This window comes from Streptomyces sp. NPDC051172, assembly GCF_040682555.1.
GTDB lineage: Bacteria > Actinomycetota > Actinomycetes > Streptomycetales > Streptomycetaceae > Streptomyces.
On the sequence record NZ_JBFBBE010000022.1, the window covers coordinates 73,210 to 87,690 of the forward strand.

The 14,481-nt window shown below is 70.7% G+C and carries 14 protein-coding genes and 2 pseudogenes; 6 read left to right on the forward strand and 10 right to left on the reverse strand.

Features of this window, described 5'->3' with window-relative positions; translation table 11 throughout:
- Positions 1-228: 228 nt before the first annotated feature.
- On the forward strand, positions 229-2,094 hold the full coding sequence (dnaK, locus tag AB0N07_RS16185; protein ID WP_365835321.1) for a molecular chaperone DnaK: 1,866 nt from the start codon (positions 229-231) through the stop codon (positions 2,092-2,094).
- A gap of 3 nt (positions 2,095-2,097) precedes the next feature.
- Here the strand turns inward: dnaK and narI are convergent, their stop codons facing one another.
- From narI to AB0N07_RS16215, 6 genes are all read right to left on the reverse strand, one after another.
- On the reverse strand, positions 2,098-2,820 hold the full coding sequence (gene narI, locus AB0N07_RS16190; protein ID WP_365835323.1) for a respiratory nitrate reductase subunit gamma: 723 nt from the start codon (positions 2,818-2,820) through the stop codon (positions 2,098-2,100).
- Positions 2,817-3,311: a nitrate reductase molybdenum cofactor assembly chaperone gene (narJ, locus tag AB0N07_RS16195; RefSeq protein WP_365835325.1), complete on the reverse strand. Its 495-nt coding sequence runs from the start codon at positions 3,309-3,311 to the stop codon at positions 2,817-2,819. The genes narI and narJ overlap by 4 nt, the downstream gene beginning before the upstream one ends.
- Positions 3,311-3,655 carry a hypothetical protein gene (locus AB0N07_RS16200; RefSeq protein WP_365835327.1) on the reverse strand — a complete coding sequence of 115 codons (345 nt, stop codon included), beginning with the start codon at positions 3,653-3,655 and terminating at the stop codon, positions 3,311-3,313. The genes narJ and AB0N07_RS16200 overlap by 1 nt, the downstream gene beginning before the upstream one ends.
- A 96-nt stretch (positions 3,656-3,751) precedes the next feature.
- Positions 3,752-4,549: an SAM-dependent methyltransferase gene (locus AB0N07_RS16205; protein ID WP_365835329.1), complete on the reverse strand. Its 798-nt coding sequence runs from the start codon at positions 4,547-4,549 to the stop codon at positions 3,752-3,754.
- A 41-nt stretch (positions 4,550-4,590) separates the two neighbouring features.
- Complete coding sequence (locus AB0N07_RS16210) at positions 4,591-5,454, reverse strand: helix-turn-helix transcriptional regulator (protein WP_365835331.1); 864 nt, start codon at positions 5,452-5,454, stop codon at positions 4,591-4,593.
- A gap of 115 nt (positions 5,455-5,569) precedes the next feature.
- Positions 5,570-6,406, reverse strand: coding sequence for a helix-turn-helix transcriptional regulator (locus tag AB0N07_RS16215; protein ID WP_365835333.1), 837 nt, complete (start codon positions 6,404-6,406; stop codon positions 5,570-5,572).
- A gap of 30 nt (positions 6,407-6,436) precedes the next feature.
- Here AB0N07_RS16215 and AB0N07_RS16220 point away from each other — a divergent pair.
- From AB0N07_RS16220 to AB0N07_RS16230, 3 genes and pseudogenes are all read left to right on the forward strand, one after another.
- Positions 6,437-7,509, forward strand: a pseudogene (locus AB0N07_RS16220) (ADP-ribosylglycohydrolase family protein).
- A gap of 118 nt (positions 7,510-7,627) precedes the next feature.
- Positions 7,628-7,933 carry a 4a-hydroxytetrahydrobiopterin dehydratase gene (locus AB0N07_RS16225; protein ID WP_365835335.1) on the forward strand — a complete coding sequence of 102 codons (306 nt, stop codon included), beginning with the start codon at positions 7,628-7,630 and terminating at the stop codon, positions 7,931-7,933.
- A gap of 5 nt (positions 7,934-7,938) precedes the next feature.
- The gene (locus AB0N07_RS16230) at positions 7,939-8,688 is read left to right on the forward strand and encodes a class I SAM-dependent methyltransferase (protein ID WP_365835337.1); all 750 of its coding nucleotides are present in this window, start codon (positions 7,939-7,941) and stop codon (positions 8,686-8,688) included.
- Here the strand turns inward: AB0N07_RS16230 and AB0N07_RS16235 are convergent.
- Both AB0N07_RS16235 and AB0N07_RS16240 read right to left on the reverse strand, forming a co-directional pair.
- On the reverse strand, positions 8,666-9,133 hold the full coding sequence (locus tag AB0N07_RS16235; protein ID WP_365835339.1) for a hypothetical protein: 468 nt from the start codon (positions 9,131-9,133) through the stop codon (positions 8,666-8,668). The genes AB0N07_RS16230 and AB0N07_RS16235 overlap by 23 nt on opposite strands.
- Positions 9,130-9,609 carry a hypothetical protein gene (locus AB0N07_RS16240; RefSeq protein WP_365835341.1) on the reverse strand — a complete coding sequence of 160 codons (480 nt, stop codon included), beginning with the start codon at positions 9,607-9,609 and terminating at the stop codon, positions 9,130-9,132. The genes AB0N07_RS16235 and AB0N07_RS16240 overlap by 4 nt, the downstream gene beginning before the upstream one ends.
- Before the next feature lie 40 nt (positions 9,610-9,649).
- Here AB0N07_RS16240 and AB0N07_RS16245 point away from each other — a divergent pair, with 40 nt between their 5' ends.
- Positions 9,650-10,600 carry a YafY family protein gene (locus AB0N07_RS16245; RefSeq protein ID WP_365835343.1) on the forward strand — a complete coding sequence of 317 codons (951 nt, stop codon included), beginning with the start codon at positions 9,650-9,652 and terminating at the stop codon, positions 10,598-10,600.
- Between the two features lie 81 nt (positions 10,601-10,681).
- Positions 10,682-11,251 (forward strand): annotated as a pseudogene (locus AB0N07_RS16250) (hypothetical protein); the annotation flags it as partial.
- A 93-nt stretch (positions 11,252-11,344) separates the two neighbouring features.
- Here AB0N07_RS16250 and AB0N07_RS16255 read toward each other — a convergent pair.
- Both AB0N07_RS16255 and AB0N07_RS16260 read right to left on the reverse strand, forming a co-directional pair.
- Positions 11,345-11,614, reverse strand: coding sequence for a hypothetical protein (locus AB0N07_RS16255; RefSeq protein ID WP_344398114.1), 270 nt, complete (start codon positions 11,612-11,614; stop codon positions 11,345-11,347).
- Between the two features lie 117 nt (positions 11,615-11,731).
- Positions 11,732-14,398, reverse strand: a complete 2,667-nt coding sequence (locus AB0N07_RS16260; RefSeq protein ID WP_365835345.1) for a cellulose binding domain-containing protein — start codon at positions 14,396-14,398, stop codon at positions 11,732-11,734.
- Positions 14,399-14,481: the final 83 nt, after the last annotated feature.

Sequence of the window (14,481 nt, forward strand, 5' to 3'; positions counted from 1 at the left end):
CCAAACACCACCGCCCGGTCCCCCCTGCAAACCCCCCCACCCACCAACCCGTGGGGGCCGATCGCCCCCGACCCCCCCCCGGCTCCGTGCAGCCCGGGGGGCCCCCCCCCCCCGGGACAGGGGGCGCGGCACCGTCGTTTCCGGGTACCCGGAGTACGCGGCATTGACAACAGCGCACTCAAGTTTTGTGCTGGTGTGTGAGGAGTGCCCTGGCGGAAGGGGACGGAGATGGCACGTGCGGTCGGGATCGATCTGGGGACCACGAACTCGGTGGTGGCCGTCCTGGAGGGCGGCGAACCCACCGTCGTCGCGAATGCGGAGGGGGCCAGGACCACACCGTCGGTCGTGGCCTTCGCCAAGAACGGCGAGGTGCTCGTCGGGGAGGTAGCGAAAAGGCAGGCCGTGACCAACGTGGAGCGGACCGCCCGCTCCGTGAAGCGGCACATGGGCGACGCGAGCTGGCGCTTCCCCGAACAGGGTTCCGTGGACGGCACCCGCTACCGGGCGCAGGAGCTGTCCGCGCGGGTGCTGCAGAAGCTGAAGCGGGACGCGGAGTCCTACCTCGGCGAGGACGTCACGGACGCGGTGATCACCGTACCGGCGTACTTCGACGACTCCCAGCGGCAGGCGACCAAGGAGGCCGGGGAGATCGCGGGCCTGAAGGTCCTGCGGATCATCAACGAGCCGACGGCCGCCGCCCTCGCCTACGGCCTCGACCGCGGCGAGGAGCAGACCGTGCTGGTCTTCGACCTCGGCGGCGGCACCTTCGACGTGTCGCTGCTGGAGATCGGCGACGGCGTCATCGAGGTCAAGGCGACCAACGGCGACACACACCTGGGCGGCGACGACTGGGACCAGCGGATCGTCGAGCACCTCGTCAAGAAGTTCAAGGGGCAGTACGGTGTCGACCTCGCGGGCGACAAGATGGCCGTGCAGCGGCTGCGCGAGGGCGCAGAGAAGGCCAAGATCGAGCTGTCCAGCTCGTCCGAGACGACGATCAACCTCCCCTACATCACCGCCTCCGCCGAGGGGCCGCTGCACCTCGACGAGAAGATGACCCGTGCCCAGTTCCAGGAGCTCACCGCCGATCTCCTCGACCGCTGCAAGAACCCCTTCCACCAGGCGGTCAAGGACGCCGGCATCAAGCTGTCCGCGGTCGACCACGTCATCCTCGTCGGCGGCTCGACCCGGATGCCCGCGGTCACCGACCTGGTCAAGGAGCTCACCGGCAAGGACCCGCACAAGGGTGTCAACCCCGACGAGGTCGTGGCCGTGGGCGCGGCCCTCCAGGCCGGCGTCATCCGCGGCGACGTCAAGGACGTGCTGCTCCTCGACGTCACCCCGCTGTCCCTCGGCATCGAGACCAAGGGCGGCATCATGACGAAGCTGATCGAACGCAACACGACCATCCCGACCCGGCGATCGGAGATCTTCACCACGGCCACCGACAACCAGCCCTCGGTGGGCATCCAGGTGTACCAGGGCGAGCGCGAGATCGCCGCGTACAACAAGAAGCTGGGTGTCTTCGACCTCACGGGTCTGCCCCCGGCCCCGCGCGGGGTCCCGCAGATCGAGGTCGCCTTCGACATCGACGCCAACGGCATCATGCATGTGTCGGCCAAGGACCTCGCCACCGGCCGCGAACAGAAGATGACGGTGACCGGCGGCTCGGCGCTCCCCAAGGACGACATCGACCGGATGATGCGGGAGGCCGAGCAGTACGCCGAGGAGGACCGCAAGCGCCGCGAGGCCGCCGAGACCCGCAACCAGGCCGAACAACTCGTCTACCAGACCGAGAAGTTCATCCGGGAGAACGAGGAGCGGATCCCCGCCGACACCAGGTCGGAGGTGGAGACGGCGGCGACGGAACTCAAGGACCTGCTGGAACGCAACGCGGACACCAACGAGCTGCGCACCGGCGTCGAGAAACTCGGCACCGTCAGCCAGAAGATGGGCCAGGCCATGTACGCCCAGGCCGACCCGGGCGCCTCCGGCAGCGGCACCGAACAGCACACCTCGCCGCAGGACGAGGAGGGCGTGGTCGACGCCGAGATCGTCGACGAGGACCGCGACACGAAGGGCGGCGCGGCATAGCCGTCACACGCCGGTCCGCTCCCGGTCCCGCCGCTCCGGCCGCGGCCCCGGTTGCCTGGGGTCGCGGCTGCGGTACACCGCATACGGGCGGAGCAGGTACTGCACCGGTGCGCTGAACATGTGGACCAGGCGGGTGTACGGCACCAGGGCGATCAGCGCCATGCCGATCGTCGCGTGGGCCCGGTACAGCACCGGCACGCCCTCCATCAGGTCGGTCCTCGGCTGGAGCGTGAACAGACTGCGGGCCCAAGGGGCAATGGACGCACGGTAGTTGTAGCCGTCGCCGGACACATGGGTGAGCTTGGCGGCCATGCCCATCCAGATGGCGGCGATCAGGACGACGTACATGAGCTTGTCGTTCACGGTCGTCGCCCGGAACACCGGGGCGTGCGTGCGGTGGCGGTGGATGAGCAGCAGGATCCCGGCGACGGCGAGCGCGCCGGCCACCGTGCCGCCGTAGAGCGAGAACAGATGGTACGTGTGCTCGCGGGCGCCGATCGAGTCGGTCCACGACCGTGGGACGAACAGGCCCACCAGGTGGCCCGTCAGCACGAAGAGGATGCCGTAGTGGAAGGCCGGGGAGGCGATGTCCAGCAGTTTCGACTCGGACTCCTGCGACGAACGCGTGGTCCAGCCGTACTTGTCGTAGCGGTAGCGCCAGATCAGGCCGGCGACGAGCAGGGCGAAGGCCACGTACGGCAGAACGCCCCACAGGAGCGTGGTCATGAGCGAACCTCCGTGTGGGGGATCGGCAGGGTGGCGCATATGGCGTCCAGGACGGACGCGTACGGGGTACCGAGGTCGGTGAGCCGGGCCCGGAGCCGGCCGAGGCCCTCGCGGTGTTCCGTGAGGAGGTCCGTGTCGCCGGTGCGGGCCGCGCACTCCAGCACCGCGGGCAGGAAGTCCGGCAGTTCCTCGCCGGTGAACTCCAGGCCGGCGGCGCGGTAGACGTCCTTGAAGCGGACCAGCGACATGCCGCGCCGCCGGGTGTCCCCGTCCTGCCACCAGCTGAGATGGAGGCTGTGCCGGTTCTTGAAGTCGAAGACCTGGAGGTAGTGGGCGGCCAGTTCCCCGGGCGGGGTGAGGGCCGCGTGGTCGGTGAACTCCCGTAGCTGCGGGGCCGCTTCGCGCAGCAGGGGCAGCCGGGCGCGGAAGTCGGCGTCGGGATAGGTCAGGCAGAGCGCTGCCGCCTGGTACAGCACGGCGTCCGAGGGCATCAGATCTCCTTGGTCTCATCCGTGGTCCGGCGTCCGCGCGGGGCGTGGAAGTTCTCCACCGGCACCAGCGGCAGCCGCCTGCGTCCCGAGTCCTGGCCCCGGCGCGGGCGGCGACGGGCCATACCGGTAACGCATCCGGGTCGGCGAGTAGCTGTACAGGAGAAGGCGGCCTCGCGCGGGCAGCCGCGGGGTTCGTCCTCGGCCGGGGCCCACCGACAGGTGGCCCGTCCGCCGGTGAGCGCGACGCTGCGCAGGTCGGGGGCGGTGGCTCCGGGCCGGAAGAAGCGTCCTGCGCGAAGCAGCGCCGCTCCCGGCTCGGCGGGCGGTATTCGCGTGTCGTCCACCTGCGTCGCTCCCTTGCTCACCCTGTGCTTCGACGCTAGGGGCGGCCGGGGGAACGCACCTGTTCATGGCGCCCGTACGGGTGCTACGGCACGACGTCAGGGCTTGCGGGCGACCCCCGCGTACACCGGAACGACGCCTTCCTTCTGCGCCGCCACGTCCTCGGCCTCCGGCCGCCACCCGGTCACCGGGATCACGCCGGGGCCGAGCAGCTCCAGGCCCTCGAAGAAGCGCTGGAAGTCCGTGATCGAGCGGGGGAAGAGCGGGGTGCCGCTCGCGCGGAAGGCACCTGCCGCCTTCGCGATGGCCTCCGGATTGAGGTCGGGGGTGACCTGCGAAAGGATCAGATGGCTGCCCGGGGCGAGCGCCGCGACGTACTTCGCCAGGAGGTCGTGGACGTCGTCGTCCAGGTAGTGGGTCAGCGCCACCAGCGACAGCGCGACCGGCTGTGCGAAGTCCAGCGTCTCGGCGGCCTGCCGCAGAAGGGTGTCGATGTCCCGCACGTCCGCGTGCACATACTCCGTGCGGCCCTCCTCGGAGCCGCGCAGCAGTGCCTGGGCGTGCCGCAGCACGATCGGGTCGTTGTCCGCGTACACCACCCGGGACTCCGGCGCCACGGCCTGTGCCACCTGGTGCAGATTGGGCTCGGTGGGGATGCCCGTGCCGATGTCCAGGAACTGGCGGATCCCGGCCTCGGCGACGGTGCGGACGGCCCGGTGCATGAACCGCCGGTTGGCCCGCGCCCCGCGCACCGCGCTGTTGTCCACGGCGAGGATCTTCCGGGCCAGCTCCTCGTCCACCGGGTAGTTGTCCTTGCCGCCCAGCAACCAGTCGTACACGCGGGCGGGGTGCGGCCGGCTGGTGTCGATCTGCGGTGCGGCGTCGGATCCGGTCATGCGCGGTCTTCTCCTCCGGTCGGACAGGTGTAGTGGGTGGCTCAGAAGTCCTCGCGGTGCTCCCGCAGGATCTTCTTCGTACGCTGGGCCGACGCGGCCCGCGCCGTCATGTGGTCGAGGACCTCCAGATGCGCGGAGACCTCCTTGCGCGAGTCGAGGTACAGGGCGCCGGTCAGGTATTCGGTGAAGACCATGTCGGGCAGCTCGGGCTCGTCGAAGCGGAACAGTGTGAAGGGCGCGTACGTCCCCGGGTGGGGGCCGTCCTTGAACTCGGCGATCTGCAGCGTGACCCGGTCCCGCTCGGCGAACTCCAGCAGCTTGTCCAGCTGCTCGCGCATCACCTCGCCGTGTGTGCTCACCGGGCGCCGCAAAACCGTTTCGTCCATGATCACCCACAGGTGGGGCGGATCCGGGCGGTCCAGCAGACGCTGCCGCGCCATCCGCAGCGACACATGCCGGTCGATGGTCTCCGGACCGGTCTGCCCGACCGTGCCCGCCTCCATCACCGCACGTGCGTAGTCCTCGGTCTGCAGCAGCCCCGGCACGAAGTGCGGCTCGTAGGAGCGGATGATGCCGGCGGCGCCCTCAAGGCTCACATACAGGCTGAACCAGTCCGGAAGCACGTCGTGGAAGCGCTGCCACCAGCCCGGCCGGTTGGCCTCCTCGGCCAGGGCGACGAACGCAGCCGCCTCGTCGTCCGGGACGCCGTACGTCTCCAGCAGCACCTGGACGTACGGAATCTTCAGGGCGACCTCGGCCATCTCCATCCGCCGTACGGTCGCGGGGGCCACCCGCAGGACGCGTGCGGCCTCCTCACGCTTGAGCCGGGCCGCCTCCCGCAGTTCCTGCAGGCGCCTGCCGAGCACCACCTGTCCCACGGTGGGCGCGGGACGCCGCTCACTCACGCCACGCCTCCCCTACGGGCCGAAGTAACCGCGCAGCAGTGTGTCATGTTCCGCCGCCAGTCTCACGGGTTCCGTGGTGAGGTGCTCGCCACGCGGGCCGTCCGGTGGACGTCCGTCAGGGCATCAGCGACTGGAGGTACTTGACCGTCGCCGGGTCGGCCGGAAGGAGCGTCTCGATGGCCAGCTCGGCGACCGTGACGTCCATGGGCGTGTTGAAGGTGGAGATGGACGAGACGAAGGACAGCGTCCGGCCCTCGTGCTCGATCTGCATCGGAAGCGCGAAGTAAGGGACGGGGTCCGCCGGTTCGGGGTGGTGGCCGTGCTTCTGCTGCGGCACCGGATAGGCGGCCACCTCCTCGTACAGCGCCCGCAGTGGTGCGGAGCGGTGCAGGGCGATCTCCCGTTCCATCTGGGCCAGCAGATGCCCCCGCCATTGAGGGAGGTTGCGGATGCGCGGTGCGAGGCCCTCCGGGTGCAGCGTCAACCGCATGGCGTTCAGCGGGGGTTCGAGCAGTTCCTGTGCGACGCCCTCCAGGAACATCGTCATGCCCCGGTTGGCCGCGACCACGTCGTACACCGAGTCCACGACGAACGCCGGGTAGGGCTCGTAGCACTGGATGAGGCGTTCCATGCCCTGGCGCAGGGCGTCCAGCTCGGGCGCGTCGAGCGGGGTCTCCGGGTAGTGCGGCGCGTAACCGGCCGCCAGCAACAGGGAGTTGCGCTCGCGCACGGGGACGTCGAGGTGCTCGGCGAGCCTGAGCACCATCTCCTCGCTCGGCCGCGAACGGCCCGTCTCGATGAAACTGATGTGCCGCGCCGAGGAATCGGCCCGCAGCGCCAGCTCCAGCTGACTGACCCGGCGGCGCTCGCGCCAGGCCCTCAGCAGGGGGCCGACGGTCTTGTCGGGGGGGCCGGTCGTGGGAGCGGCGGTTCCGGTCGCGACAATGGTCATGCGTACGACCGTAGTCGAGGAGTGCAGCAGATGACCTGGCCGTTGAAGCCGACCCTGGAGATCGCCGCGGTGTACCGCGCCCGAGTGCGCGGCTGTCTGCTGGGCGGGGCGATCGGTGACGCCCTCGGCTATCCCGTCGAGTTCAACTCCCTGGACCGTATCCGTGCCCTCCACGGCGAACGCGGGGTGACCGGGTTCGTGCCCGGTGCGTACGGTGCGCTGGGCCTGGTCAGCGACGACACGCAGATGACGCTGTTCACCGTCGAGGCCCTGATCCAGGCGCACGCCCGGGAGCGGATGAGGGGCATCGGAGGTGCCTGGTCGCACATGCTGCTCCAGGCGTACGAGCGCTGGCTGGAGACCCAGTCGAAGCCGGGCCCGGAGCAGGGCGGCGCCGCCACGGGCGGTCTGATCGACGAGGCTTGGCTGTACTCCCGCCGCGCGCCCGGCAACGCCTGCCTCTCCGGGGTCGCCCAGAAGTACCACCCCGACCCGATGCTCAAGCTGGACGGCAGGCCGGGCCGGGTCAACCCCGACTCCAAGGGCTGCGGCACCGTGATGCGCTCGGCCCCCTTCGGCCTGATCAACTCCGCCGACGGGGCCTTCGCGATGGCCGCCCGCGGCGCTCAGATCACCCACGGCCACCCCACCGGCTACTACGCGGCGGGCGCGCTGGCCGCGATCGTGGCGTACGTCGTGGACGGGGACTCCCTGGAGCGGTACTGCGCACGCTGCGGCTGCTGGCCCGCCACCCCGGCCACGAGGAGACGACGGCCGCCCTGGAGGGGGCACTCGACTTGGCCGCCCAGGGTTCGCCGACCGCGGAGAAGCTCCAGTCCCTCGGTGCGGGCTGGGTCGCCGAGCAGGCCCTCGCGATGGGTGTCTACTGCGCGCTCGTCGAGCCGGACGTCAAGGAGGCCCTGCTGCTGTCCGTCAACCACTCGGGTGACAGCGACTCCACCGGCTCCATCTGCGGCAACCTCCTCGGCGCCGTGCACGGAGACGTCGGCCTGCCGCACGAGTGGGTCGAGCGGGTCGAAGGCAGGCCCACGATCGCCGCGATCGCGGACGACCTGGCGGCTGAGCGCCTGCACCAGGGGTGAGGGGGCAGCCGTTCCGGAGGGTTCTCCGGCCCGCCCCCGGGAACCCTTCTGACCAGGACCGCGGACAGTCGCTGTGGCACGCTGAAGAAGCACCCGGTGCCGAGGAAGGAGCGAGCCCATGCCCGTCGAACCCCTGTCGCTGAAGGAGATCGAGGACCGACTGGCCGAGCTGCCGGGCTGGGCGGTCGACGACGACCGGCTCACCCGCTCCTACCGGCTCGGTTCGCACTTCGCCGCCACCGCGATGGTCATCCACATCGCCCAGGTGCAGGACGAGCTCGACCACCACTCCGACCTCACCCTCGGCTACAACACCGTCTCCCTGTCGGTGAACACGCACAGCGCGGGCGGCAAGGTCACCGAACTCGACTTCGGCCTCGCCCAAAGGGTCGAGGAACTCGCACCGGCCCACGGGGCACACTGACCCGCGTGCTCGACTACGACAAGGAAGCCGACGCCTACGACGCCACCCGCGGCGGCGAGCCGAGAGCCGCGGCCGCCGCCGACGCCGTTCTCGGCCTGCTCCCGGCAGCCATAGAGCGGCTCCTCGACGTCGGCTGCGGCACCGGGATCGTCACCCGGCGTCTCGCGGCCGCGCGGCCCGCCACCCGGGTGACGGGCGCCGACCTCACGTACGGCATGGCCCGGATGGCCGCCCGGCGCCTGCCCGGCTGCGTCCTGCTGGCCGACAGCCGCCGACTGCCGTTCCGTGACGGGACGTTCGACGCCGTCACCAGCGTCTGGCTGCTGCACCTCCTCGACGAACCCGAGGACGTCCGCACCGTCGTCGCCGAGTGCGCCCGCGTCCTGAAACCCGGCGGCGTGTACGTCACCACCGTCGACAAGGCCGCCGCGCACGACGTCGGCAGCGACATCGACGCCGTCCTCGCCCCGCGCCCGCGCCGCCCGGCCCCGGACGCCGCCCCGCTCGTGGAGTCGTACGCCGCCGCGCACCGTCTGCACCCGGCGGGGCAGGCCCGTTTCCCGGGCCGCGGTCAGGGCCGCAGCCCCAGCCGCACGGCCGCCGATCTTCGACGCGGCTGGTTCACCCAGCTGCCGCCCGGCGACCCGCTCACCGAACGCTTCGTCGCACGGCTGCAGGCGCTGCCCGACCAGGAACGGCCGCGCGCCGACCCGGAGTTCAGCCTCCGGGCCTTCAGGAGGCCGGCGGCCGACTGAAGTCCATGGTCCAGTTGGTCACCCAGGTCTCCCCGCCGTCGACGGAGAACGCCTGCTCCCAGTGCGCGGAGGTGGGGGACACGCCCGCCCAGACGAACCGCACCCGCACGTCCTTGCCGTCGTGTGTGTCGTCCCCGTAGAACTCGCCGCGGTCGCCGTCGAAGCGCCCGAAAACGGGTGGGAAGAGCTGGCCGCTGCGGCTGGAGGACCAGTTCAGCGACCACTCCTCGCGCTCCACGTCGAACAGGCGCAGGGTCAGCCCCTTCGCGCCGAGGTACGGCATGTCGATCTCGTCGATGTTCGCGGCCCCGTCGAACAGCGGCCGGCACCAGCTGGTGCCCGGGAACTGCACCCAGTCACTGTCCGGGTCGAGGAAGTCGGTGCGGCGACGGTGCGTGACCTGCCACTCGCCGGCGAAGAAGTCGAAGTCGTGCGGGCTGCTCATGAGCGCTCTCCAGTGGTTCCTGCGGGCAGGGAGTCGGACAGGTAGGCGTCCAGGTCCGGGACTTCGGGCACGAGCATGTGCCGTACCCAGGCATCCCGTTCGTGCTGGATCGGCGGCAGCTCGAAGACGCAGCCGACCCACGGGAGTTCGGGCCTGACGAAATGGGTCGGGTCGTGGTCGGGGCAGCCGATCACCGGCTGTCCCGCGGCGGCGTTCGCGTAGTGCAGGACGTTGTCCCACACCCAGCTGTAGGCGTTGATGTAGGCGCCGTCGTCGTTTCCCCTGTGAACGACGACGAACGTCGCAGGCGGAGTGCCGTCCGGCTCCGGCAGCAGCTCCGGCAGGACCGCGTACGCCGCCTTCTCCACGTCGGGTGCGATGCCGGCCGGGTCGGCGGTGACGTGGTAACGCTTGATCAGCCGGCCGGCCACCTCGACGGGCGGTGGCACGGTCAGGAACTTCTCCGTGAAGGGCATGGACAGGACGCTAGGGCGACTTCACTGACATCCTGTGTCAGTGAAGTCCGCCCGACTCGTCTCGATCCTGCTCCTGCTCCAGACCCGGGGCCGGATGACCGCCGCCCAGCTCGCCGAGGAGCTGGAGGTCTCGGTCCGCACCGTCTACCGGGACGTCGAGGCACTGGGCGCCGCGGGCGTCCCGCTGTACGGCGACGCGGGCCACGCCGGCGGCTACCGTCTGCTCGACGGCTACAGGACCCGTCTGACCGGCCTCACCGCCGACGAGGCCGAGGCCCTCTTCCTCGCCGGTGCGCCCGGCCCGGCCGCGGAGCTGGGCCTCGGCTCGGTGCTCGCCGCCGCCCAGCTCAAGGTCCGTGCCGCGCTGCCGCCGGAGCTGCGCGCGCACGCCGACCGGATCAGCGGCCGCTTCCACCTCGACGCCCCCGGCTGGTACGCGGACGCCGAGGAGGCGCCGTATCTGCCGGCGGTGGCCGACGCGGTGTGGAACAGCCGTGTCCTGAACGTCCTGTACCGCCGCTGGGCCGAACCCACCGACGTGGAGCGCCGCCTGGAGCCGTACGGACTGGTGCTGAAGGCCGGCCGCTGGTACGTCGTCGCGGGCCCCGGCCCCCGTACCTTCCGCGTCGACCAGATCCTCCAACTCGCCGCCTCCGAAGAGGAGTTCACCCGCCCGGACGGCTTCGACCTGGCCGCCTACTGGACGGCGTACCAGCGCGACTTCCACGACCGGCTCTACCGCGGCGAGGCGCTGGTCCGGCTGGCGCCCGGCGTGCGGCTGCCGAGGGCGGTCGCCGGCCGTACGGACGACGACGGCTGGACCCTCGCCACGGTCCCCATCGAGTCCGTCGAGCACGCCCACGGCGAGTTCCTGCGTCTGGGCACTGACATCGAGGTGCTCCAGCCGCTCGAACTGCGCGAACGGATCGCCCGCACGGTGGCCCAACTGGCCGTGAGATATGGCAACTTAACGCAAAGTGGCGGCGACTGAGGGGACAGAACCGGTCCGTTCTCATCTGGAGGCCCATCCGCGGACGGCACGGTCGACGGGGCGGGGAACGACTACAGCAAGGCGATGCAGACCGTCGACCACGTCCCTGCCCGCGGCACGGTGTCCTCGTGGGGCGACTCCTACGACAACCGGGTGGGCCGCCTCCTCGCCGGCACGGCGTACCTGGACGGCTCCCGCCCCTCGCTCGGCATGGCCCGCGGCTACTGCACCCGAACGGTGATCCCCGCCTGGGACTGGCGGGGCGGTGCCCGCACCCGCCGGACCTTCGACACCAACTCCGGCAGTGGCCTGTGGACCACCCGGAACGGTCACGGCGACGCCATGCATGTGGTTGACCTGGATCCGTCCCGCCCCGGCCACGGCGACAATTCGTCCGACCCCCGACCCCCGACCCCCGACCCCGACCCCCGACCCCCGACCCCGACCCCCGACTGCCGACCGGCTCAGGCGTCCACTCCGACAACGGCACCGAGGCGACGCCGTCCCTGTCGGGGGACATCCTCGGCGACCGGCGCCAGGAACACGGCACTGGCCTGGCAGAACACCGCCCACAACCAACCGCCGCGCCCGGGCTTCTTCATCGGCGACGGGATGGCGACGCCACCGAGGCCGACGATCCGCACACCGTGACACGGAGGCGGGGGGGGGCCCCCGGGCGGGGGCCCCCCGCCCCCGCGCGGGGGGGGCCCGCCGATCGCGGGCGACCGCCTCACCGGGCCGGCTTCAGCCACCCAGGACGCCACCCAAAAGGCCGCCCAGGAGACCGGTCACGACGCCCAGCAGGCCCGAGAGCCCGCCATGCTGGTCGTCGTTGTCGCCCTTGGCCGAGACGCACGTCTGGTGGCCCAGGAGAGAGATGTGGATTGTTCCTTCGCACTTGGAGGGCGCCGGAGCCGCAGAGGCGCTCGGCGCCATGAGGGTCAGGGCGATTACGGGAGCGGCGAGGACCGCCGCGACACGGGAGCGGGTCGATTTGCGTGTGCGCTGCGACATCACTGTCCTTTCGACGGGCATGTGGGACCGGACCTTCCTTGATCAGGTTCAATCAGATTCAGGTGGCCCTCTGCGCTCCGCAACTCGAGGATCACTACCGGCAACCGTTCGGCCCAGTCAGCCGACCGTGCAGCTCTGGTCGCCCAGCTCGAACGCGGTCGGTTCGGTGTTCGACCCCGACCAGCTCCCCGTCAACCCGAAGCCCACGGACGAACCGGCCGCCACCGTGCCGTTCCAGCTCAGGTTCTTCACCGTCACCGCCGCGCCCGACTGGGTGTGGTCGGCGTTCCACAGTTGGGTGATCTTCTGGCCGTCCGGGAACGTCCAGCCGAGTGACCAGCCGCTCCAGGCACTCGAGCCCGTATTGGTGAGCTGCACGTCGGCCTGGAAGCCGCCCGACCACTGATTGGTGATCTTGTACGTCGCCCTGCAGGCACCGGTCGGCGTCGGGCCCGTGCCGCCACCGCCGCCGTTGTCGCCGCCTCCGCCCGTGTCGGAGGTGTCGCCGTAGACGACGCCGCGGCCGTTGGTGGAGACGTACACCCGTCCGTAGACCCGCGGGTCACCGGTGATCGCCGCGCCCGTCCTGCCCCACTGGTGGGCGTCGTCGTTGATGCGGGTCCAGGTCGCGCCCTTGTCGGTCGAGCGGAAGATGCCGCGCACGCCGCCGATCTTCGCGCTGGTGTAGAGGGTCTGGTACGAGGCCCCCGTCGCCGCCTTGCCGAAGCCGATGGTGTCGGCCTGCTCGACGTTCGACAGCCTGGTGAAGCTCGCCCCGCCGTCCGTGGAGTGCCACAGCCCGTACGCGCCGTCGGCGGTGCCACCCGCGAGCCAGACGTCACCCTTCGCGCCGGGCAGCGCCTTGAAGCGCACGCTGTCGCCGCCGGGGAGGCCGGTGGCGGAGGACGCGCTGAAGGTCGCGCCGCCGTCCGAACTCACGTAGAACCGCCCGGACTTGAAGCCGTAGAAGGTCTTCGCGTCGACGCGGTCGGCCTCGACGGTCGCACCTGCCGGGATGCCGCTCGACGCGGCCCAGGACGTACCGAAGCCGGTCGTGTACTGCACACCGGTGCCCGCCGGGCTCCACACGAACCGGCTGCCGTCCGAGGCGGCGGCCACCGTCCCGCCGCCCGACACACCCGAAGGATCCGTCCCCGCGAACCAGTTGGCCCCGTTGTCCGTCGAGAACGCGATGTGCGGACCGGAGTCGAGGTCGCCGACCCGCACGACCGTGTTCGGGTCGGTCTCCGCGAAGTCGAGGCCGGTCGTCGTGGTGAAGGTCGGCGAGGTGAACATCATCGAGGGGACCTTGGTCAGGTCCGTGTGCCGGAAGCCGCCGATGTCACCGAGTGCGCTGAACAGCTGGGCGCCGCCCGACGGGGGAGAGACGAGGTCGTTGACGGCCGTCTCCTCCAGCCCCTGCACCATGGGCTTCACGGTGAACTGGCCCCCGCTGTCCCACTTGGTGAGGTTCTCGGTGCCGTAGAGCGTCGCCCCCGTGCCGTACATCATCCGGTCCGAGTCGAACGGGTCGATCTCCAGCGACTCCGTCATCCAGCCCAGTTTCGGGGCCTGTTCGGGAGGTGAGGGGTTCGCGCCGAAGGTCAGCCAGGGCGATGACGAGACGTCGATGGTGTAGCGGTTCGAGCGGCCCGGGTACGACGTGTAGTCCCACGCCTTCGTCCAGGTGCCGCCGCTGTCGGTGGAGCGGAAGATCTGCGTGTCGGGCCACCAGGAGCTGTAGGCGGTCGTCATGACGGTGCCGGGATGCTGCCGGTCGACGGTCAGGCCGCTGAAGCCGTAGGACGTGTCGGCCTCGGCGACAGGGCTGATGTCGGTCCAGGTGCCGGTCGCGGTCGCGTACCGCCACAGTCGGCCCTTGCCGCCGTCGTAGGGACCGCCCTTGTCGCTGTAGGCCAGATACAGATAGCCGTTCTTCGCATCCAGGACACCCTTGTGCGCCAGATATCCCGTCGGCTGCCCGGCCAGCCGGGTCCAGCTGGCGCCCGCGTCCGTCGAGCGGTACACCGCGTTGTCCTTGTCGGCGACCCCGACGTAGATGGTCTTCGTCGCCGTACCGGACGCACCGGTCGACTCGTCGAAGGTGACCCAGACGATCCCCTGGTTGTCGGAGGCGTAGCCGCTGGTGTCGCTCGGATCCTGCACGTAATTGCCGACGTTGGGAAAGTCGGTCACCTGCGACCAGGTCACACCGGAGTCCGTCGACCGCCACAGCCCCTTGCCGCTGGGCGCACCCAGGTACAGCACGCTGTCCTTGTTCGGGTCGATCGCGAGCCGCTCGCCCATGCCCCGGCCGGGCATGTTGCCGCCCAGCTTGAACGGCAGGTCCGTCTTCTGCCAGTCGGCACCGCGATCGGAGGACCGCAGCACGGCACCGTTCGTAGGGTCCCAGCTGTTCGTGTACGTCCCGACGGCTGCGTACACCTTGTTCGGATCGACGGAGTCGGAGGCCAGGCTCACCACCCCCGTGTGCCCCCACTCGTCCCAGCCGACCGAGTCCAGCAACGGCGTCCAGGTCTTGGTCGACTCCTGCCAGCGATAGGCCCCACCGATGTCGGTGCGGGCGTAGGCCAGGTTCTTCTCGCTGCGATTGAAGACGATGCCGGGGACGAAACCTCCCCCGTCGATCCGGGCGTTCTTCCAGGTGTACATGTCTGCGGCAAGCTGCACTTTCGGGGTGTCGGTGGCGAGCGCGGGCGGGGAGCCCGCCAACAGCCCGGCGGCGAGCGTCAGCACGGCAGTGAGGATGCGGGTTCTTCGCACGGTGGGGTCCTTCCATCCGGGGCACGTGCGGGTGCCGGGCGGCCCCCAGTGCGGGTGGGGGCCGCCCGGCGGCTCCGAGAAAC

Bases quoted from the DNA above. Each gene is read 5' to 3' on its own strand.
- AB0N07_RS16225 (WP_365835335.1), top strand. From the start codon at position 7,628: ATGCCCGTCGAACCCCTGTCGCTGAAGGAGATCGAGGACCGACTGGCC.
- narJ (WP_365835325.1), bottom strand. From the start codon at position 3,311: ATGCCCTCGGACGCCGTGCTGTACCAGGCGGCAGCGCTCTGCCTGACC.
- AB0N07_RS16235 (WP_365835339.1), bottom strand. From the start codon at position 9,133: ATGAGCAGCCCGCACGACTTCGACTTCTTCGCCGGCGAGTGGCAGGTC.
- AB0N07_RS16215 (WP_365835333.1), bottom strand. From the start codon at position 6,406: ATGACCATTGTCGCGACCGGAACCGCCGCTCCCACGACCGGCCCCCCC.
- AB0N07_RS16255 (WP_344398114.1), bottom strand. From the start codon at position 11,614: ATGTCGCAGCGCACACGCAAATCGACCCGCTCCCGTGTCGCGGCGGTC.
- dnaK (WP_365835321.1), top strand. From the start codon at position 229: ATGGCACGTGCGGTCGGGATCGATCTGGGGACCACGAACTCGGTGGTG.
- AB0N07_RS16240 (WP_365835341.1), bottom strand. From the start codon at position 9,609: ATGCCCTTCACGGAGAAGTTCCTGACCGTGCCACCGCCCGTCGAGGTG.
- AB0N07_RS16205 (WP_365835329.1), bottom strand. From the start codon at position 4,549: ATGACCGGATCCGACGCCGCACCGCAGATCGACACCAGCCGGCCGCAC.
- narI (WP_365835323.1), bottom strand. From the start codon at position 2,820: ATGACCACGCTCCTGTGGGGCGTTCTGCCGTACGTGGCCTTCGCCCTG.